17 protein-coding genes are annotated in these 19,926 nt (G+C 61.6%); 4 read left to right on the forward strand and 13 right to left on the reverse strand.

Annotated features, from left to right (window positions below):
* Positions 1-181 precede the first annotated feature (181 nt).
* From xdhA to guaD, 4 genes are read left to right on the forward strand one after another with little or no spacing between them, the layout of a single operon-like run.
* Positions 182-1,636, forward strand: coding sequence for a xanthine dehydrogenase small subunit (gene xdhA, locus CFBP1590_RS17565; RefSeq protein ID WP_088235610.1), 1,455 nt, complete (start codon positions 182-184; stop codon positions 1,634-1,636).
* Positions 1,629-3,998 carry a xanthine dehydrogenase molybdopterin binding subunit gene (gene xdhB / locus CFBP1590_RS17570; RefSeq protein WP_088235611.1) on the forward strand — a complete coding sequence of 790 codons (2,370 nt, stop codon included), beginning with the start codon at positions 1,629-1,631 and terminating at the stop codon, positions 3,996-3,998. The genes xdhA and xdhB overlap by 8 nt, the downstream gene beginning before the upstream one ends.
* 37 nt (positions 3,999-4,035) lie before the next feature.
* Positions 4,036-4,875 (forward strand): xanthine dehydrogenase accessory protein XdhC, encoded by an 840-nt coding sequence (gene xdhC, locus CFBP1590_RS17575; protein WP_088235612.1) that lies wholly within the window; start codon positions 4,036-4,038, stop codon positions 4,873-4,875.
* 7 nt (positions 4,876-4,882) lie between these two features.
* Entirely contained in the window at positions 4,883-6,196 is a 1,314-nt protein-coding gene (guaD, locus tag CFBP1590_RS17580; RefSeq protein ID WP_088235613.1) for a guanine deaminase, read from the forward strand.
* A 326-nt stretch (positions 6,197-6,522) separates the two neighbouring features.
* Here the strand turns inward: guaD and astE are convergent, their stop codons facing one another.
* From astE to aotJ, 13 genes are all read right to left on the reverse strand, one after another.
* Positions 6,523-7,536 carry a succinylglutamate desuccinylase gene (gene astE, locus CFBP1590_RS17585; RefSeq protein WP_088235614.1) on the reverse strand — a complete coding sequence of 338 codons (1,014 nt, stop codon included), beginning with the start codon at positions 7,534-7,536 and terminating at the stop codon, positions 6,523-6,525.
* A gap of 21 nt (positions 7,537-7,557) precedes the next feature.
* Positions 7,558-7,845 carry a hypothetical protein gene (locus tag CFBP1590_RS17590; protein WP_004886111.1) on the reverse strand — a complete coding sequence of 96 codons (288 nt, stop codon included), beginning with the start codon at positions 7,843-7,845 and terminating at the stop codon, positions 7,558-7,560.
* A 59-nt stretch (positions 7,846-7,904) separates the two neighbouring features.
* A complete protein-coding gene (gene astB, locus CFBP1590_RS17595) occupies positions 7,905-9,251 on the reverse strand; it encodes an N-succinylarginine dihydrolase (RefSeq protein WP_088235615.1) in 1,347 nt (448 codons plus the stop codon).
* Positions 9,252-9,299: 48 nt separating this feature from the next.
* The gene (astD, locus tag CFBP1590_RS17600; protein WP_163004039.1) at positions 9,300-10,769 is read right to left on the reverse strand and encodes a succinylglutamate-semialdehyde dehydrogenase; all 1,470 of its coding nucleotides are present in this window, start codon (positions 10,767-10,769) and stop codon (positions 9,300-9,302) included.
* Positions 10,766-11,791: an arginine N-succinyltransferase subunit beta gene (gene aruG / locus CFBP1590_RS17605; protein WP_025992932.1), complete on the reverse strand. Its 1,026-nt coding sequence runs from the start codon at positions 11,789-11,791 to the stop codon at positions 10,766-10,768. The genes astD and aruG overlap by 4 nt, the downstream gene beginning before the upstream one ends.
* Before the next feature lie 62 nt (positions 11,792-11,853).
* Entirely contained in the window at positions 11,854-12,897 is a 1,044-nt protein-coding gene (gene aruF, locus CFBP1590_RS17610; RefSeq protein ID WP_004886120.1) for an arginine/ornithine succinyltransferase subunit alpha, read from the reverse strand.
* Positions 12,898-13,030: 133 nt separating this feature from the next.
* Positions 13,031-14,248, reverse strand: a complete 1,218-nt coding sequence (locus CFBP1590_RS17615) for an aspartate aminotransferase family protein (protein ID WP_088235617.1) — start codon at positions 14,246-14,248, stop codon at positions 13,031-13,033.
* Positions 14,249-14,494: 246 nt separating this feature from the next.
* Positions 14,495-15,484: a transcriptional regulator ArgR gene (gene argR, locus CFBP1590_RS17625; RefSeq protein WP_025994313.1), complete on the reverse strand. Its 990-nt coding sequence runs from the start codon at positions 15,482-15,484 to the stop codon at positions 14,495-14,497.
* Positions 15,485-15,619: 135 nt separating this feature from the next.
* Positions 15,620-16,384 carry an ABC transporter ATP-binding protein gene (locus CFBP1590_RS17630; RefSeq protein ID WP_029244297.1) on the reverse strand — a complete coding sequence of 255 codons (765 nt, stop codon included), beginning with the start codon at positions 16,382-16,384 and terminating at the stop codon, positions 15,620-15,622.
* A 22-nt stretch (positions 16,385-16,406) separates the two neighbouring features.
* Positions 16,407-17,519, reverse strand: coding sequence for a M14 family metallopeptidase (locus CFBP1590_RS17635; protein WP_088235619.1), 1,113 nt, complete (start codon positions 17,517-17,519; stop codon positions 16,407-16,409).
* A 1-nt stretch (position 17,520) separates the two neighbouring features.
* Positions 17,521-18,219, reverse strand: a complete 699-nt coding sequence (locus CFBP1590_RS17640; RefSeq protein WP_004886146.1) for an ABC transporter permease — start codon at positions 18,217-18,219, stop codon at positions 17,521-17,523.
* Positions 18,216-18,905: an ABC transporter permease gene (locus tag CFBP1590_RS17645; RefSeq protein WP_004886147.1), complete on the reverse strand. Its 690-nt coding sequence runs from the start codon at positions 18,903-18,905 to the stop codon at positions 18,216-18,218. Before CFBP1590_RS17645 ends, CFBP1590_RS17640 begins: the two co-directional genes overlap by 4 nt.
* An 86-nt stretch (positions 18,906-18,991) precedes the next feature.
* The gene (gene aotJ, locus CFBP1590_RS17650; protein WP_004886149.1) at positions 18,992-19,768 is read right to left on the reverse strand and encodes an L-arginine-binding protein AotJ; all 777 of its coding nucleotides are present in this window, start codon (positions 19,766-19,768) and stop codon (positions 18,992-18,994) included.
* Positions 19,769-19,926 lie beyond the last annotated feature (158 nt).

Genomic DNA, 19,926 nt, shown 5'->3' on the forward strand with positions numbered 1-19,926 from the left:
CGAAACACGCAAAACCTCGACCATTGCCTGACAGGCGATTCAACAGGTGTGACGTTTTTGATCGGCAGAGGTGCCGAAAACCTGATTTCCTGACCCGAAAGTCAGAAACAAATTGACCCAATAAACAAAGCTGATAGATTCATCGACATGTCCGATGGAAGCCAATTGAGGGCATTACGCCGTGATTCAGTTCCTTTTGAACCAAGAGCTAAAGACCGAGCGAACCCTCGATCCGAACATGACCGTGCTGACCTACCTGCGCGAGCAGGCACACAAGCCCGGCACCAAGGAAGGGTGCGCCAGCGGTGACTGCGGCGCCTGCACCGTTGTGGTGGGAGAGCTGCAAACCGACGCAACAGGGGCGCAACAACTGCGCTATCGCAGCCTCAATTCATGCCTGACGTTTGTGGCTTCGCTGCACGGCAAGCAGTTGATCAGCGTAGAGGACCTCAAACACCAGGGCCGCCTGCACAGCGTGCAGCAGGCCATGGTCGAGTGCCACGGTTCGCAATGCGGCTTCTGTACGCCGGGTTTCGTGATGTCGCTGTTTGCCCTGCAGAAGAACAGCGATCAGGCCGATGCGCATCAGGCCCACGAAGCACTGGCTGGCAACCTGTGTCGTTGCACGGGTTATCGCCCGATTCTGGCCGCTGCCGAACAGGCGTGCGGGCAGCGTGAGCCCGATCAGTTCGACCAGCGTCAGGCGCAGACCATCGAGCGCCTGCGCGCCATCACCCCGCAGCAGACAGGCGAGCTGAACGACGGCGAAAAACGCTGCCTGATCCCGCTGACCGTGGCCGACCTCGCCGACCTGTACGACGCCCACCCTCAGGCTCGCCTGTTGGCGGGCGGCACCGACCTGGCACTGGAAGTCACCCAGTTTCACAAGCCACTGCCGGTGATGATCTACGTGGGCCACATCGAGGCGATGAAGCGCGTCGAGCGTTTCGAGGATCGCTTGGAGATCGGTGCCGCCACGCCGCTGACTGATTGTTATGCCGCACTGGAAGCCGAATACTCCGACTTCGGCGAACTGCTGCAACGCTTCGCGTCGTTGCAGATTCGCAATCAGGGCACGCTGGGGGGCAATATCGGCAACGCTTCACCCATCGGCGACGCCCCGCCGCTGCTGATCGCCCTTGGTGCGCAAATCGTGCTGCGCAAAGGCGACACCCAGCGCACGCTGGCGCTGGAAGATTACTTCATCGATTACAAGGTCACGGCGCGTCAGGAAAGCGAGTTCATCGAAAAAATCATCGTGCCGACTGCCAATGCCCGTCAGGTATTCAAGGCCTATAAAGTCTCCAAGCGGCTGGACGACGATATCTCCGCCGTCTGCGCCGCGTTCCGCCTGCAGATCAGCGACGGTGTCATCGAAGAAGCGCGTGTTGCATTCGGCGGCATGGCTGCGATTCCAAAACGTGCATCAGCCTGCGAGCAGGCATTGATGGGTCAGCGCTGGAACAGCGAGACCGTCGAGCACGCCTGCGCCGCGCTGGGTGACGACTTCACGCCGCTGTCGGACTTTCGCGCCAGCAAGGAATACCGTCTGCTGAGCGCCCGCAACCTGCTGCGCAAATGCTTCATCGAGTTGCAGACGCCTCATACACCGACGCGGGTGACTCACTATGTCTGATCAAGCCCCGCAAAAGACCCAGGCCGAAATGGCCGATCTCTTTCAACAGGGAATCACCACCGGCGCAGGGCGCAGTGTCAAACACGACAGCGCCGACAAACATGTGTCCGGCGAGGCCGTATATATCGACGACCGGCTGGAATTCCCCAATCAGTTGCACGTGTATGCGCGGCTTTCGGATCGTGCGCATGCACGCATCATCAGCATCGACACTGCGCCGTGTCATGCTATTGAAGGCGTGCGGATCGTCATCACTCATGAGGACATCCCCGGCCTGAAAGACATCGGTCCGCTGTTGCCTGGCGATCCGCTGCTGGCCATCGACAAGGTCGAGTTCGTCGGTCAGCCGGTTTTGGCCGTGGCCGCACGTGATCTGGACACCGCCCGCAAGGCCGCGATGGCCGCCGTGATCGAGTACGAAGACCTGGAACCGGTACTGGATGTGGTGCAGGCCCTGCGCCAGAAGCATTTCGTGCTCGACAGCCACACCCACAAGCGCGGCGATTCGGCGACCGCGCTGCAAGGCGCGACCCACCGCCTGCAAGGCAGCCTGCACATCGGTGGGCAGGAGCATTTCTACCTGGAGACACAGATCGCCTCGGTGATGCCCACCGAAGATGGCGGCATGATCGTCTACAGCTCGACCCAGAACCCTACCGAAATCCAGAAACTGGTCGCCGAAGTGCTGGACGTTCCGATGAACCGGATCGTGGTCGACATGCGGCGTATGGGCGGCGGCTTTGGCGGCAAGGAAACCCAGGCGGCCAGCCCTGCGTGCCTGTGCGCCGTGGTGGCGCGCCTCACCGGCCAGCCGACCAAGATGCGCCTGCAACGTGTCGAAGACATGATAATGACCGGCAAGCGCCACCCGTTCTACATCGAGTACAACGTGGGTTTCGACGACAACGGTCGCCTGCAGGGCATCGAACTGGACCTGGCTGGCAACTGCGGTTATTCGCCTGACTTGTCGGCCTCCATCGTCGACCGCGCCATGTTTCACGCCGACAACGCCTATTACCTGGGCGAAGCGACGATCAACGGCCATCGCTGCAAGACCCACACGGCATCCAACACTGCCTATCGTGGTTTCGGCGGCCCGCAAGGCATGGTCGCCATTGAGGAAGTCATGGATTGCATCGCCCGCTACCTGGGCAAGGACCCGCTGGCGGTGCGCAAGGCCAATTATTACGGCAAGACCGAGCGCAACGTCACCCACTATTACCAGACGGTCGAGCACAACCTGCTGGAAGAAATGACGGCCGATCTTGAGCAGAGCTGCGAGTACGCCGAGCGCCGTGAAGCGATTCGCGCGTTCAACGCCAGCAGCCCGATTCTGAAGAAAGGCCTGGCGCTGACCCCGGTCAAGTTCGGCATTTCGTTTACCGCCAGCTTTCTCAATCAGGCCGGTGCGTTGATCCACATCTACACCGACGGCAGCATTCACCTGAACCACGGCGGGACCGAGATGGGCCAGGGGCTCAACGTCAAGGTGGCGCAGGTGGTGGCCGAGGTGTTTCAGGTCGATATCGAGCGCATCCAGATCACCGCCACCAATACCGACAAGGTGCCCAATACCTCGCCCACTGCTGCGTCCAGCGGCACCGACCTCAACGGCAAGGCCGCGCAGAACGCGGCTGAAATCCTCAGGCAGCGACTGGTCGAGTTTGCCGCGAAACATTTCAAGATCGAGGAAAGTCAGGTCGAGTTTCGCAATGGCCATGTGCGGGCTGGCGAGACGCTGCTGTCGTTCGCAGAGCTGGCTCAATTGGCGTGGATGGGTCAGGTTTCGCTGTCCAGCACCGGCTATTACAAGACACCGAAGATTTTCTATGATCGCAGCCAGGCGCGGGGGCGGCCGTTCTACTACTTCGCCTTTGGCGCGGCTTGCGCGGAAGTGATCGTCGACACGCTGACGGGCGAATACAAGATGCTGCGCACCGACATCCTGCATGACGTCGGCGCCTCGCTGAACCCGGCCATCGACATCGGTCAGGTCGAAGGCGGCTACATTCAGGGAGCGGGCTGGCTGACCACCGAAGAGCTGGTGTGGAACGCCAAGGGCAAACTGCTGACCACAGGACCCGCCTCGTACAAGATTCCCGCCGTGGCCGACATGCCACTGGACCTGCGGGTCAAACTGGTGGAAAACCGCAAGAACCCTGAAGACACGGTATTCCACTCCAAGGCCGTGGGCGAACCGCCGTTCATGTTGGGCATTGCCGCGTGGTGCGCGATCAAGGACGCTGTGGCCAGTCTGGGCGACTACCGCCACCAACCCCGCATCGACGCGCCCGCCACGCCAGAGAAAGTGTTGTGGGGCTGCGAACAGATGCGCGAGCTGGGGAAAACCGCATGCCTGTGATCCCTACTGATCGTTCCTCACGCTCCGTGGTGCAGCCATGAATAACTGGATAAGCGCCCTCGCCGAACTGCAGACCCGTGGCGAGCCTGGGATTCTGGTGACGATCATCGAGGAGTTGGGTTCGACGCCGCGCAATGCCGGTTCGAAGATGGTGGTCAGTGCCGAGCGGATTCACGACACCATCGGTGGCGGGCATCTGGAATACAAGGCCATGGAGATCGCCCGCGAAATGCTCGCCAGCGGCACACGGCAGACCCGGCTGGAGCGCTTCAACCTGGGCGCGAGCCTGGGCCAATGCTGCGGCGGCGTGAACGTGCTGCTGTTCGAGCCCATGGGCGAGCCGGTCGCGCAGATTGCCGTATTCGGCGCCGGGCATGTGGGCCGCGCGCTGGTGCCGCTGCTGGCCAGCCTGCCCTGCCGTGTACGCTGGATCGATTCCCGCGAGAACGAATTCCCGGAATCGATGCCTGATGGCGTCGTAAAGATCATCAACGACGAACCGGTGGATGAAGTCGCGAATCTGCCTGCAGGCAGTTACTGCATCGTCATGACCCACAACCATCAGCTCGACCTTGAATTGACCGCCGCCATCCTCAAGCGTGGCGATTTCGGCTACTTCGGCCTGATCGGTTCGCGCACCAAGCGGGTCAAGTTCGAACACCGGCTGCGTGAACGCGGTTTCGAACCCGGCCTGCTGCAACGCATGCGCTGCCCGATGGGGCTCGCTGAAGTGAAAGGCAAGCTGCCCATTGAAATCGCCGTGTCCATCGCCGCCGAGGTCATCGCCACCTACAACGCAGACTTCGGCCAGCAAAGCGCCAACACCCAACCTATCGCCAAACTGCTGCCCGCCTCGCGTCGCAGCAGGTCGTCATGAGATGCCCATGAGTTCAGTTACGTCCCGTAAAGCCTATCGCGCCGCCATCATTCACAGCATTGCCGACCCCGCCGACGTCGGGCCGGAAGCGTCGTTCGAATACTTCACGGATGGCCTGATGGTCGTCGAAAACGGCTACATCACTTCGCTCGGCCACGCGGAAGACCTGCTGGCGAACCTGGATGACGATGTCGAGCTGATCGAATACCCGGACGCCCTCATCACCCCCGGCTTCATCGACACTCACATCCACCTGCCGCAGACCGGCATGATCGGTGCGTATGGCGAGCAACTGCTGGACTGGCTCAACACTTACACCTTTCCCTGCGAGCGCCAGTTCGCCGATCCTGAGCATTCGGCGCAGGTCGCGGATATCTTCATCAAGGAACTGCTGCGCAACGGCACCACGACGGCGCTGGTGTTCGGCAGCGTGCACAAGGAGTCGGTCGAGGCGTTCTTCAGCGCCGCGCAACAGCTCAACCTGCGCATGATTGCCGGCAAGGTGATGATGGACCGAAACGCGCCGGACTATCTGGTGGACACCCCCGAGTCAGGCTACGCAGACAGCAAGGCGCTGATCGAGCGCTGGCATGGGCAAGGTCGTTTGAGCTACGCCGTTACCCCGCGCTTCGCCCCGACCAGCAGCCCCGAGCAACTGGCGCTGGCGGGCAAACTGCTGCAGGAATACCCCGGCCTGTACATGCAGACCCACATCAGTGAAAACCTGCAGGAAGTCGAATGGGTCAAGGCGCTGTTCCCGGAGCGCAAGCACTACCTGGACGTCTACGACCACTTCAACCTGCTGAGCGAACGCTCGGTGTTTGCCCACGGCGTGCACCTGTGCGACGCGCAGTGCGCGCGACTGGCAGAAACCGGCTCGGCCGTCGCCTTCTGCCCCACCTCGAACCTGTTTCTGGGCAGCGGCCTGTTCAACCTGCCGATGACCGAGAAGCACAAGGTCAACGTGGGTCTGGGCACCGATGTCGGTGGCGGCACCAGCTTTTCGATCCTGCAGACGCTGAACGAGGCGTACAAGGTCATGCAGATGCAGGGCGCACGGTTGAGTCCGCTCAAGTCGCTGTACCTCGCGACACTCGGTGGCGCACGGGCGCTGCGCCTGGAGGACAAGGTCGGCAGCTTCAAGGTCGGCAACGAAGCGGATTTCGTGGTGCTGGACTACAACGCCACGCCGCTGCTGTCCTACCGCTTGAAGCAGGCGAAGGACATTGAAGAGATTCTGTTCGTGCTGATGACCCTCGGCGATGACAGGACCGTCAAGGAAACCTGGTCGGCGGGTGAACGGGTGCATGTGCGGGGGTGAATGCAACCTGTGGGAGGCCCCACCACGTCTTCGACGTAGCGCTGTCGCGCAGCAAACTAGGTGGGAGCGGACTTGTCCGCGAATGCAGTATTTCAGCCACCGCATATGCGTCGGATGTACTGGCCTTTTCGCGGACAAGTCCGCTCCCACAAAATCCAGTTTCTTCAGTGGTTTACAGGTTGTTTGATAAGAGGCGGCTTGCCGGCGAAGCGTTTTTTCAGGCCACGCGGCTGTGACTGGCCTGACGCCATCGCCGGCAAGCCGCCTCCCACACTATAGAGTTCATTCAGCGAGGCAGGCTGTGCCCACCGGAGTTTGAACGCCTGTCACGCCAGCCCCAACCCTTCCGCTGCCACCGGCACCACCAGAATCCCCGCCCGCAAGCCGTTCTTCACCTTCGGGTTCGGGAAGATGATCCGCGCGCCCTCTTCCTGCACCACCCAGCGTGAATCACTCACATCTTCAGCAAGCACGAAGCCTTTTTTCAGCGGCGAGAAGTTCTCCACGTCATCAGCCAGATGAAACTTGAAGGCATCGCTGCGCTTGATCACTTCCCGTGCCACGCTGAACAGTTGCAGGCCGTCGAGCGAATCGTCCGGCTCGGGCTCGGTGCCTTCGATCAACTGCTCAAGGCTCGCTCGCAGCGGCTCTAGGTTGACCTGCTGGTTCTGACCGAACGGCCGGGCCTTGCCCAGTTCCAGGGTGAAGGCTTCGACACCCAGCTGATCGTAGGTGTAAGCGCTGAACACGATCGACGGCTTGTTCTGCAACAGCACCGCGCTCATGCCTGCGGCGCGCAATCGGGCCAGTTCGCGGCGTGAATGCTTGCGGCCTTCTTTCCAGGGATACAGCGCAAACTGCTCGATCTTGGAGCCCCGGATCGCGGTGTGCAGGTCGTAATGCAGGCGGTAGCGGTCCGGCAGCTTGAAGAAGCTTGCCGCCAGCCGCTCGAGCTCACAGGCCCGCAAGGCCTCGGAACCGCCGCTTTGTTCGTGACGGCCGTTGAACAGCCGGTTGACGTCCTGCTCGACGAAGCGTGTGCCGCGGCGCATGGCCTCGGGGTTGCCGAACAGGAACAGAATACGTGCGCGTGGTTTCAGGTCGCCACGCGCAATGCTGCGGATCAGTTGATCCAGCAGCTCGATGGGGGCTGTCTCGTTGCCGTGGATACCGGCTGACAGCAGCAGGTCAGTGCCGTTGTCACGAGCCTCGGGCGGGCGAACTTCCAGCGCCCCCTCGCCCAGCCAGCGCATGCGCACGCCTTCGACGGTCAGTTGAGTCTTTTCCGCCGGCTCACGTCCGGCCAGGGTCAAATCAAGCAGTTTGCCGAGAGCGAGCATGGCGCTTCCTTACGGGTTGTTTCAGTGGTTGCAGTCAGGACCGTGCACATGGCCGTCTTCTTCGGCGCCCATGTCGGCCGGTTCCATTTCCAGCTGCAGGCTGACCAGATTGGTGGCCAATGGACGCAGCAGCAGGTTGGCGTATTCGGCGTCGTCTTCTTCGACGTCAACACCGATCAGCAGCTGGCCACGGCCGTCCTGCTGAATCCACAATTCCTTGCCCTGCCAGATGACGGCAACGCGGGTGCAGGAGGTTTCCAGCTGGGTGCCATCGGTGTCTTCGAGGATTAACTGCAGGGCGTCGCTCATGTTCGGAATGCTCTTGAAAGGGAAAATCATGCGTCGGGCCGTGGCTCGACGCGCAGGTTTCAAACGAGTTGAAAAGGATAAACGGCGCCCAGTTTAAGGATTTGCGTCAATTCATCCAATGCCGTTCGGCATTCGCTCAGCAATCGGGGATCGGCCAGGTCGCTTTCGCTCATGCGATCCCGGTAGTGCCGGTCGACCCACTGCGTCAGGGTTTCGTAAAGCGGCGCGGTCATGATCACGCCGGGATTGACGGCCGCCAGCTCGGTTTCATTGAGCGCCACCCGCAAGCGCAGGCAGGCCGGACCACCGCCGTTCTGCATGCTCTGCTTGAGGTCGAACACCTTCACTTCGGCCACCGGACTGTCATCAGTGATCAGGCGTTGCAGGTAGTTCCAGACGCTGCTGTTGGCCTGGCATTCCTGCGGCACGATCAGCAGCATCGAGCCGTCAGGGCGCGACAGCAACTGACTGTTGAACAGGTAAGAGCGCACCGCATCGGACACCGAGACCTCGGCACGTGGCACGCAGATCGCCCTTAACTGGCCTCCGACACGGGCGAGCTTGTCGCGCAGTTCGTCCAGCATCGAGTCAGTGTGGAGGAATGCGTCCTCGTGGTAGAACAGCACCTCGCCGTTGCCGACCGCGATCACATCGTTGTGGAACACGCCCTGATCGATCACCGACGGATTCTGCTGGCCGTAGACCACGCCTTCGTCGCTCAGTCCATGCAGACGGGCAACGGCCTTCGAGGCCTCCAGCGTCTGCCGGGCCGGGTATTTCTGTGGCGCGGGATAGCGGGTGTCAAAGGCGCTGCGCCCGAACACGAAAAACTCCACACCCGCCTCCCCGTAGTCCCGGCAAAACCGCGTGTGGTTCGCCGCGCCCTCGTCACCGAACTGGGCGACGGCAGGCAAGGCAGCGTGATGGGCGAAGTGCCGAGAATCGGCGAACATCGCGCCCAGTACGCGGCTGGTGGTCGGATGCTCGATGCTGCGGTGGTACTTGCAATTGAGGTTGGCGGCCGTGAAGTGCACACGGCGGTCGGCTGTATCGGCACTCGGGCTGACAGTCGCGGCATTGGCAACCCACATGCTTGACGCCGAGCAACTGGCGACCAGCAACGGCATGTCCTGCCGTGCGGCCTTCTCGATCACCTGTTCGTCGGAGCCAGTGAAACCCAGTTGACGCAGGCCCGCCACGTCAGGCCGTTCCTGCGGTGCGAGCACACCCTGGGTGAACCCCAAATCCATGAGCGCCTTCATCTTGGCCAGCCCCTGCAAGGCTGCTTCACGCGGGTTCGAGCATTGCTGGCTGTTGCTCTGGGACGCGACGTTACCGTAGGACAACCCGCCGTAGTTGTGGGTAGGCCCGACCAGACCGTCAAAATTCACTTCACAGGATTTCATCGGCAAGGCTCCGTGGATCTGTTTTTATAAGCAATCGTTCGCGCACTGTCAGCTCAGCCTGATGCCCGGAGTCAGCGTGGTCGGCAGCGTCAGGCTACCGGTTTCAAGGGATGCCACAGGATACGCGCAGTAATCGGCGGCGTAATAGGCGCTGGCGCGATGATTGCCCGACGCACCCACACCACCAAATGGCGCACTGCTGGCTGCACCGGTCAACTGCTTGTTCCAGTTGACGATACCGGCGCGGCTTTCCAGCCAGAACTGCTGATAGCGCGCTTCGGAGTCCGACAGCAGACCGGCTGCGAGGCCGTAGTGCGTGTCGTTGGCTTCGGCAATGGCCGCGTCGAAATCGGCGTAGCGAATCACCTGCAACAGCGGGCCGAACAACTCTTCGTCGGAACGCTCGCTGACTGCCGTCACATCGATGATGCCGGGGGTCAGCAAGGCAGACTGGGCCAGCGGCTGACGCATTTCAAGCAGCGACACGGCGCCCTTGGCCAGCAGGATGCGCTGGGCGTCCAGGAGGCCAAGCGCGGCGTCCAGCGAAATCACCGAGCCCATGAACGGCGCAGGCTGCTGATCGAACGAGCCGACTTCGATGGTTTCGCTGACAGCCACCAGACGGGCCAGAAAGGCGTCGCCCCACTCGCCCTGAGGTACCAGCAGCCTGCGTGCACAGGTGCAACGCTGACCGGCGGAAATGAAAGCCGACTGGATCACGGTGTACACCGCAGCGTCCACGTCCTGGACCTCATCGACCACCAACGGATTGTTGCCGCCCATCTCCAGAGCGAGGATCTTGTCCGGACGGCCTGCAAACTGCTGATGCAACGCATTGCCAGTGCGACTGGAACCGGTGAAGAACAGCCCGTCGATACCCGGATTGGCGGCCAGCGCGATGCCGGTTTCACGATCACCCTGCAGCAGGTTGAGCACACCGGTTGGCAGCCCGGCTTCGATCCAGCACTTGACGGTCAGCTCGGCGACTTTCGGGGTCAGTTCACTGGGTTTGAACAGCACGGTATTACCGGCCAGCAGCGCAGGCACGATGTGACCGTTGGGCAAGTGGCCGGGGAAATTGTAAGGACCGAATACGGCAACCACACCGTGCGGTTTGTGGCGCAGCACCGCAGTGGCGTCGCCCAGCGGGCCGCTCTTTTCGCCGGTCCGCTCGCGATAGCTCTGGACCGAGATGGCGACCTTGTTGACCATGGTGGTTACTTCGGTAGCCGACTCCCACAGCGGCTTGCCGGTTTCTTCACCGATACAGCGCGCCAGATCGTCAGCGTGATGTTTCAGACGTGCAGCGAAGGCTTCGAGCACGTCAATACGCTCTTGCAACGAGCGCCGCGCCCAGCCCGGAAAGGCCTGTCGCGCAGCCTGCACCGCCAGATCGACCTGCCCGGCCGTCGCGCCCTGACCGGACCACAGCACCTGCTGGGTCACCGGGTTCAACGACGTGATGGTCTCACCCTGCCCGGCCTGCCAGGCACCTGCGATATACAGCGTACTCATCAGACTCCCTCCCGCGCCGCCGACAGCGGCACTGCCCGCACGTTGTCGCCAGCACTCATGCGCAGGCGTTTGGCGGTCATCGGATCGACCACCAGGGTGCCTGCGGCAAAGCGCGCCGGTCCGACTGTGATGCGGCAGTCCTCGCGCTTGCGGTTGTAGATCAGAAATTGTGGCGCATCGTCGCCCGGCGTACCAATGGCCAGCACCAGCGCCTGGCTGTCGTGTACCGCCCGGATCTTGCCGGTTTCGCATTCGATAGCCGGCCCGGCGTCGAAGATGTCGACGTAGCCCTGATAACTGAAGCCTTCAGCCTTGAGCATGGTCAACGCGGGCTCGGTGTCGGCGTGTACACGGCCGATTACGTTGCGGGCATCTTCGGACAGAAAACAGGTGTACAGCGGAAACTTGGGCATCAGTTCGGCGATGAACGCCTTGTTGCCGACACCGGTCAGGTAATCGGCCTGGCTGAATTCCATCTTGAAGAAGTGTCGGCCCAGGCTTTCCCAGAACGGCGAACGTCCGTTCTCGTCGGACATGCCGCGCATTTCGGCGATGATCTTGTTGCCGAACAATTTCGGAAACTCGGCAATGAACAGCATGCGCGCCTTGGACAGCAGGCGGCCGTTGAGGCCATTGCGGGCGTCGCTGCGCAGGAACAGCGAGCACAGTTCCGAGTTGCCAGTCAGGTCGTTGGCCAGAAACAGCGTCGGAATCTCGCGATAGATGTTCAGTTCCTGCGACGCGCTGACGGTCAGGCCGACCCGGTAGTTGTACCAGGGCTCACGCAGGCCGACGGCACCGGCAATGGCCGAGATACCCACCACGCGTCCTTCATCGTCTTCGAGCACGAACAGGTAGTCCGCATCGCCCCGCTCGGCTTCGCCGCGAAAGGTCTTTTCAGCCCAGCCAACACGATGCGCCAGGCGCTGCTCGTTGGCTGGCAGGGTCGTCAGACCGGCACCGGTGCTGCGCGCCAATTCGATCAGCGCGGGCAGATCACTGCTGCGTACGGGACGAACGATCATGTTATCTCCTCAGCGGCTCTCAAGAGCCTCGAAACTCGCTTAACAGCTTTCGCAGGTCTGACTCAGACCGCCACGATCCGCACACTGGCACCTTCACCGACACCCAGCGCTTCGGCGGCCTGCAGGCTCAGCACCACCGGACGACCAGGCGCCCAGTCCAGCTCCAGCAGCACGGCGCGGTAATCCTGCAGCAGACCATTGGCGACCAGATACGGACGTCCGCCCCGGCCGACATCGCTGGCATTGCCGCTGTTGGCGCCCGCCTCGATCTTCACCGGCACCAGACGGCTCTGGGCAATCGAACGAATGCCGGAGACCCGTGCGTGCAGGGTCGGACCGCCGTCGAAAATGTCGATGTAGTGATCGGTTTCGAAGCCCTCGCGCATCAGGATGTCGAAGGTGATCTGCGCACGCGGGTGCACCTGTCCCATGGCTTCCTGCGCTTCATCGGGCAGCAGCGGCACGTAGATCGGGTAATGCGGCATCAACTCAGCGAGGAAGGTGCGGCTTTTCAGCCCGCACAGACGCTCGGCGGCGGCATAGTTGAGGTCGAAGAAGTTACGACCGATGGCGTCCCAGAACGGCGAGTCGCCATTCTCGTCGCTGTAGCCGACGATCTCTGTCACCACCGAATCGGCAAAGCGCTCGGGATGACTGGCGACGAACAGCAGGCGGCCTCGGGAGTTGAGCTCAGACCACGGCGTGCCGACCAGTTCAGGCACGACGTAGAAGCTGGTCAGCAGGCTGTTACCGGTCAGGTCGTGACACTGCGACAGCACGTGAATCTTGTTGTGGATTTTCAACTCGCGAGACGCGTGTACAAAGGTCTCGTTGCGAAAGCTGTAGAACGGCTCCGAATAACCCGCCGAGGCGACGATGCCCGAACAACCCACCAGTTGTCCGCTCTCGCTGTCTTCCAGCACGAAGAAGTAGGTCTCTTCGCCGTTGAAGCTGACTTCTGCAGCGAACGAAGCCTCCGAGGAGCCGATCTTGTCGCTCAGGCGGCCAGCATCGTCGGGCAAGGACGTGACACCAATCGGGCTGTCGGCGGCGAGGCGTTGAACCTCGGCCAGATCAGCCATTTGCGCGGGGCGCATCACCAGCATGGTGCCACTCCTTGTAGATCCACAGGCCGGAACGACCGGCGCTAAAAAAAGCACCACGCGGCGTCTTGCCCGCAGGGTGCCAGATAAGAGGCCGGTGCCCGCCCTGGCGGGCACCGGCAGATAACGCGTTGACTCAGGACGTCAGTTTGGCGACGGCGCGCTCGAAGCGGTTCAGGCCTTCGTCGATGTCGGCGTCTTCGATCACCAGACTTGGCGCGAAACGAATCACGTCAGGGCCGGCCTGCAGAATCATCAGGTCCTGGGCTTCGGCCGCATTGAAGAAGTCCTTGGCCTTGCCTTTCCAGGCATCGGACAGCACGCAGCCGATCAACAGACCGAGGCCGCGCACTTCGGTGAATACACCGTATTGCTGGCCGATCTTTTCCAGACGGGTCTTGAAGCGCTCGTGCTTGGCCTTGACGCCCGCCAGCACTTCAGGAGTGTTGACGACGTCGATCACCGCCTCACCCACTGCACAGGCCAGCGGATTGCCGCCATACGTGGTGCCATGTACGCCGACGGCCAGGTGTTTGGCGAGTTTGTCGGTGGTCAGCATGGCCGCCAGCGGGAAGCCGCCGCCAATGCTCTTGGCGCTGGAAAGAATGTCCGGGGTCACGCCGTAATGCATGTAGGCGAACAGATGGCCGCTACGACCCATGCCGCTCTGCACTTCGTCGAACACCAGCAGGGCCTTGTGCTCGTCACACAGTTTGCGCGCGCCTTGCAGGTATTCCAGCTCGCCGGGCAGCACACCGCCCTCACCCTGAATCGGCTCCAGCACTACCGCGCAGGTCTTGTCGGAGACCGCCGCTTTCAGCGCCTCAAGGTCGTTGTAAGGCACGTGGCTGATGCCGGTGATCTTCGGGCCGAAACCGTCGGAGTATTTCGGCTGACCGCCGACGCTCACGGTGAACAGCGTGCGACCGTGAAAGCTGTTCACGGCGGCGATGATCTCGTACTTCTCAGGCCCGTACAGGTCATGCGCCACACGACGGGCCAGCTTGAAGGCCGCTTCGTTGGCTTCGGCACCGGAGTTACAGAAGAACACGCGATCGGCGAAGGTCGCGTCCACCAGCTTTTTGGCCAGACGCAGGGTCGGCTCGTTGGTGAAGACGTTCGACACATGCCACAGACTATTGGCCTGCTCGGTCAAGGCACCGACCAGCGCCGGGTGGCAGTGGCCCAGAACGTTGACGGCGATCCCGCCCGAAAAGTCCACCAGCTCACGGCCCGCCTGGTCCCAGACTCGGGAGCCCGCGCCACGTACGGGAATGAACCCGGCCGGCGCGTAATTGGGGACCATTACCTGGTCGAAATCGGCGCGTTGCACCGCAGCATGCTCAACGGACATCGGAGTCTCCTGATGAGGAACGCCTGCCTGAAACTGGCGAGCGATAGAAAGATTGTAAGGACAGATTCGGCTTCGACCTTGCCGCCAGGCGACAACTTGTTACAACGCAAAACCGTGTTTTTTCAAGGTTTTCGGCAATGCGACATATTGCGTCACAAAGGCGCAGTTTAAACCGATTGGGGGGCGGGTGTCTGGCCCGGCGCTGTCGGCGCGCGCAGATTGATGCGCCGCCGTGACAGAGGTGTTTCAGCCGCGCTCGGCCGGCACCGGAGAAAGCTCGAACGGGCTGCTGCTGCGTCGCTGGTTGCGGTCTTCACGGGGTGTGGCGCCGAAGAAGTTGCGGTAAGCGCTTGAGAAGTGCGGCCCGGAGGAGAAACCACAGGACAGGCCGATCTGGATGATCGATTTGCTGGTCTGCATCAGCATCTGGCGTGCCTTGTTCAGGCGCAGTTCCAGGTAGTACTGGCTGGGCACGCGATTGAGGTACTGCTTGAAGATGCGCTCCAGCTGACGACGCGACACGCAGACATGCTGGGCAATCTCATCGGTGGTCAGGGGCTCTTCGATGTTGGCTTCCATCAGCAGCACCGCCTGGGTGAGCTTCGGATGACTGGAACCCAGCCGGTTCTGCAACGGGATGCGCTGACGCTCACCGCCCTCGCGAATGCGCTCCACCACCAGCTCTTCGGAAACCGCACCCGCCAGTTCAGCGCCATGATCACGGGACAGCACTGCCAGCAAGAGATCGAGCACCGACATGCCGCCGCAGGCCGTCAGGCGGTCGCGGTCCCAGTCGAACAAGTGGCTGGTGGCGATGACTTTCGGGAAGCGCTCGCTGAAATCGTCCTGCCAGCGCCAGTGCACAGCGGCGCGATAGCCGTCGAGCAACCCGAGTTGCGCCAACGGGTAAACGCCCGCCGACAGACCGCCAATCGAACAGCCGGCACGCACCAATTGCTTGAGGGCACTGCCGAGCACCGATGCCACTGGAGCAGGTGGCTCGTCCGCCAGCAGAAACAGCTTGTCCAGCCCGTCCAGACGCCCGGCCCAGGGCTCGCCCGGCAATTGCCAGCCGCCGGTAGCGGCGGGATCGGCAGGTTCGGCCTGCAGAAACGACAGCTCGTAGACCACTTCAGGGTGCACGCGCTGGGCCATGCGCAAGGCTTCCTCGGCAAGCGCCAGGGTCAGGGCTTTGGTGCCAGGCCAGACAAGGAAACCTATTCGATGGGCAGTCATTGGGACATCCGATACGTATCGCCGCAAAAGCCAAGCCCATGAACAGGCTCGATCTGGAATCTCCAGGTCATGTCGCGTGTCGCGCAGCATGCCCTGTTCTGTTGCAAAAAGGCACCGCCGAAGCGGTGCCACTCATCACTTCAAGCTGCCGGACAGAAACTGCTGCAGGCGCTCGGTCTGCGGATTGGCCAGCACTTCACGCGGGTCGCCACGTTCCAGCACCACGCCCTGATGCAGAAAGACCAACTGGTTGGAGACTTCACGGGCAAAGCCCATTTCGTGGGTCACCACCACCATGGTCCGGCCTTCCTGCGCCAGACCCTGCATGACCTTGAGCACATCGCCGACCAGCTCAGGATCGAGTGCCGACGTCGGCTCATCGAACAGCATCACCTCAGGCTCCATCGCCAGCGCGCGGGCAATCGCCACGCGCTGCTGCTCGCCACCGGACATGTGCCCCGGATAGGCATCCTTGCGGTGCCCGACGCCAACCTTGGCCAGGTAATACTCGGCCTTTTCCAGCGCTTCCTTCTTCGGAACGCCCAGCACATGCACCGGCGCCTCGATGATGTTCTGCAGCGCAGTCATGTGCGACCACAGATTGAAATGCTGGAACACCATGGACAGGCGCGAGCGCATGCGCTGCAACTGCTTGCCGTCCGCCGCCTTCAGACCGCCGTCCTTGTTCGGGACCAGCTTCAGCTCTTCACCATTGAGCAGAATCTTGCCCGCATGAGGCTGTTCGAGCAGGTTGATGCAACGCAGAAACGTGCTTTTGCCCGAGCCGCTGGAGCCGATGATGCTGATCACATCGCCAGCGCTGGCCGTCAGGGACACGCCCTTGATCACTTCATGGCTGCCATACCGCTTGTGCAGGTCCTGGACTTCCAGTTTGTTCATGCTTTGGTTTCTCTCGGAACGATCAATCACTGAGCAGGCGTCCCTGACGCAGCGCCGTGCGCCCCGCCACTTTGGCCAGCCAGAAACCGGGTTGAGCGTAGCGAAGCCGCTCGATGGCAAACAGCACACCGGCAGTATTCGCGCAAAGGGTGCTGACCTGATCGGACAGCGGATCGATAACTTCGAACAGCGGCTCGCCGGGCTCGACCCACTCACCAGGGGCGCGCAGGAACGTAACCACACCGGGATGCGGCGCGTAGAGCAATTCAGTGCCTTCGAACGGCATGCCTTCGCAGGCGTCGTGTGCGGGCTGAGGCCAGTCGCCACTGATAAAACCCTGCTCGGCCAGAAACGCCAGAATACCTTCGGCATGGGCTTCGGCTTCGGGCCTGCCGGTGTCGGCCTGACCGCCCAACTCGATGGTGGTCGCCAGACAGGCCAGCGGGATCTGCGCCTGCGGGAAGATTCGCGACAGTCGCAGCCATGGCAACGAACAGGCTTCATCGAATGAGCTGCCGCCCGAGTCCTCGGCCAGCAACCCGACCTTGACGTTCAGGTGCGCCGACAACGAACGCCACTGCGGCCAGTGCTGGGGCAGCGCGTACATGTGCAGCGCGGCATCGGCGTCGCAGTGCAGATCGAGCACCACGTCGGCGACGCAGGCGTGCTTGAGCAGAATCCGCTGCATGCCCTGCAGCTCGCATTGCGGCGCAGGCAGACGCTCGAGCACTGCGCTCATGGCCTGACGAATCAACTGAGTATTGGCGCGCGGATCGTCGCCCAATTGCCCTTCCAGCAACTCGGCAACCGGTTCGCTCAATTCAGTGAAGTCGCGATTGAAGTTCTTGCCGCTGCCGAACTCGAAACGCCCTTGATGCGCGCCTTGCAGCAGTTGACCGAGGCCCAGCGGGTTGGCGACCGGCACCAGTTCGATGATGCCTTTCAGCGCGCCCTGCTGCTCAAGCTCGGTAAGGCGTTTCTTCAACTCCCACGCAGTGCGCATGCCCGGCAGTTCATCGGCGTGCAGGCTGGCCTGAATATAGGCCTTGCGCTCGCCGGAACCGAAACTGAAGACGCTCAACTGGCGCTGGGTGCCGAGGGTGCTCCACGGCAATACATGATCGACTCTTTGCATTTCAGACCTTCCGTGGGGCCATGTAGCCCAGCCAGCGACGTTCGGCCATCTTGAACAGTCGCACCAGAATGAATGTCAGGCACAGATAGAAAACGCCTGCGGTGATGTACGCCTCGAAAGGCAGGTAGAACTGGGCGTTGACCGTACGGGCCGCGCCGGTGATATCGATGAGGGTCACGATGGACGCCAGACTGGTGGTCTGCAGCATCATGATCACTTCGTTGCTGTACTGCGGCAGCGCCCGGCGCAGGGCCGAAGGCAGCAGGATGCGACGGTACATTTTCGAGCGCGACATGCCCATCGCCCGCGCCGCTTCGATTTCCCCGGCAGGCGTTGCCTTGAGGCTGCCTGCGATGATTTCCGCGGTGTAGGCGCTGGTATTCACGGCGAAGGCCAGACAGGCGCAAAACGTTGCGCTGGACAGCCATGGCCACAGCACGCTTTCACGCACGGCTTCAAACTGGGCCAGTCCGTAATAGATCAGGAAGAGTTGCACCAGCATCGGCGTGCCGCGAATCACGTAGGTGTACAACCAGGCTGGCATGTTCACCCATGGGTTTTTCGAGACCCGCATCAACCCCAGAGGCAGCGCTGCAAGCAGACCGAAACCCAGGGAAATCGCCAGCAGCTTGAGGGTCACCAACAGGCCGCCGAAGTACAGCGGCAGGCTTTCCCAGATGACGTTGTAGTCGAAAATCATAGGTCAGCCGCCCTGACGCCCACGGAGTAGCGTTTTTCCAGATAACGCAGGGCCAGCAGCGAAACACTGGTAATCACCAGATACATAGCCGCGACCGCGAGAAAGAAAGTGAAGGGTTCGCGAGTGGCATCCGCCGCCTGCTTGGCCTTGAACATCATGTCCTGCAGACCGACCACGGAAATCAGCGCGGTGGCCTTGGTCAGGACCAGCCAGTTATTGGTGAAACCGGGAATCGCCAGACGGATCATCTGCGGCACCAGGATGCGGAAAAACACCTTGCCGCTGCTCATGCCATACGCCATGCCCGCCTCGGCCTGCCCCTTGGGGATGGCCATGAACGCGCCACGGAAGGTCTCGGACAGGTAGGCGCCAAAGATGAAGCCCAGGGTGCAGATGCCGGCCGCGAACGGGTCGAGATCGATGTAATCCTCAAAACCCAGCATCGGTGCGACACGATTGAGCAGGTCCTGACCGCCATAGAAGATCAGCAGAATCAAAACCAGATCGGGGATACCGCGAATCACGGTGCTGTACAGATCGCCCAACCAGGCCAGCCAGCGCACCGGCGACAGACGAAGCGCCACGCCGATCAGACCGAGAACGATCGCCAGGGCCATCGATGACAGCGCCAACTGCAACGTCAGCCAGGCACCTTCGAGGATCACAGCCCCGTAGCCTTTCAACATCATGTGCGGTCCTCAAGCGTGGAATAAAAAATGGCGCAAGCCAGCGAGTCTGTTTGCGCCATTTCGGTCAGTACCTTGCGGCGGTTTTATTTGCCGTAAATGTCGAAATCGAAGTACTTGTCCTGGATTGCCTTGTACTTGCCATTGGCACGGATTGCAGCGATGGCAGCGTTGAGACGGTCAAGGTTGGCCTTGTCGCCCTTGCGCACAGCGATGCCGATGCCGTCACCGAAGTATTTCGGGTCGGTGAACGACGGGCCGACGAATGCGTAACCCTTGCCAGCGTCGGTCTTCAGGAAACCGTCCTGCAGCAGGGTGGCATCAGCCACGGTGCCGTCCAGACGGCCGGCGCCGATGTCCAGGTAGATTTCGTTCTGCGAACCGTATGGCGTTACTTCGACACCCAGAGGCGCCAGCGTTTCACGGGCGAAACGCTCGTGGATCGAACCACGCTGCACGCCGATCTTCTTGCCCTTGAGCTCAGCCAGGTTGTCGCTGACCGTGGTGCCTTCCTTCATGACCAGACGGGCCGGGGAATTGTAGTACTTGCCGGTGAAGTCCACAGACTTCTTGCGGTCTTCGGTGATGGACATCGAAGACAGGATCGCGTCGATCTTGCGGACTTTCAGCGCAGGGATCAGGCCGTCGAATTCCTGTTCGACCCACGTGCACTTGGCTTTCATTTCTTCACACAGCGCATTGCCGATGTCGTAGTCGAAACCGACGATGCTGCCGTCCGGTGCCTTGGAGGCGAACGGAGGGTACGCGGCTTCAATACCGATTTTCAGCGGCTTTTCGTCAGCGAATGTCGGCTGGGCAAGCACGGACAACGCCAGCGCGCCAATAAGCATGAGCTTTTTCATTTACAGAACTCCATCGGTAAAGCACGACAAGTGGCAGAGTGGGCAGCGCCCATTATGCGAAAGGACCATCCAGAGAGAGCGACATCAGGCATCCGATACCGTGTTTCGGTTCACCGGCCTCTGACGAGTGAGGGGCATTTTAACGACAGGCTCGAAGT

The sequence above is a fragment of the Pseudomonas viridiflava genome (assembly GCF_900184295.1).
GTDB lineage: Bacteria > Pseudomonadota > Gammaproteobacteria > Pseudomonadales > Pseudomonadaceae > Aquipseudomonas > Aquipseudomonas viridiflava.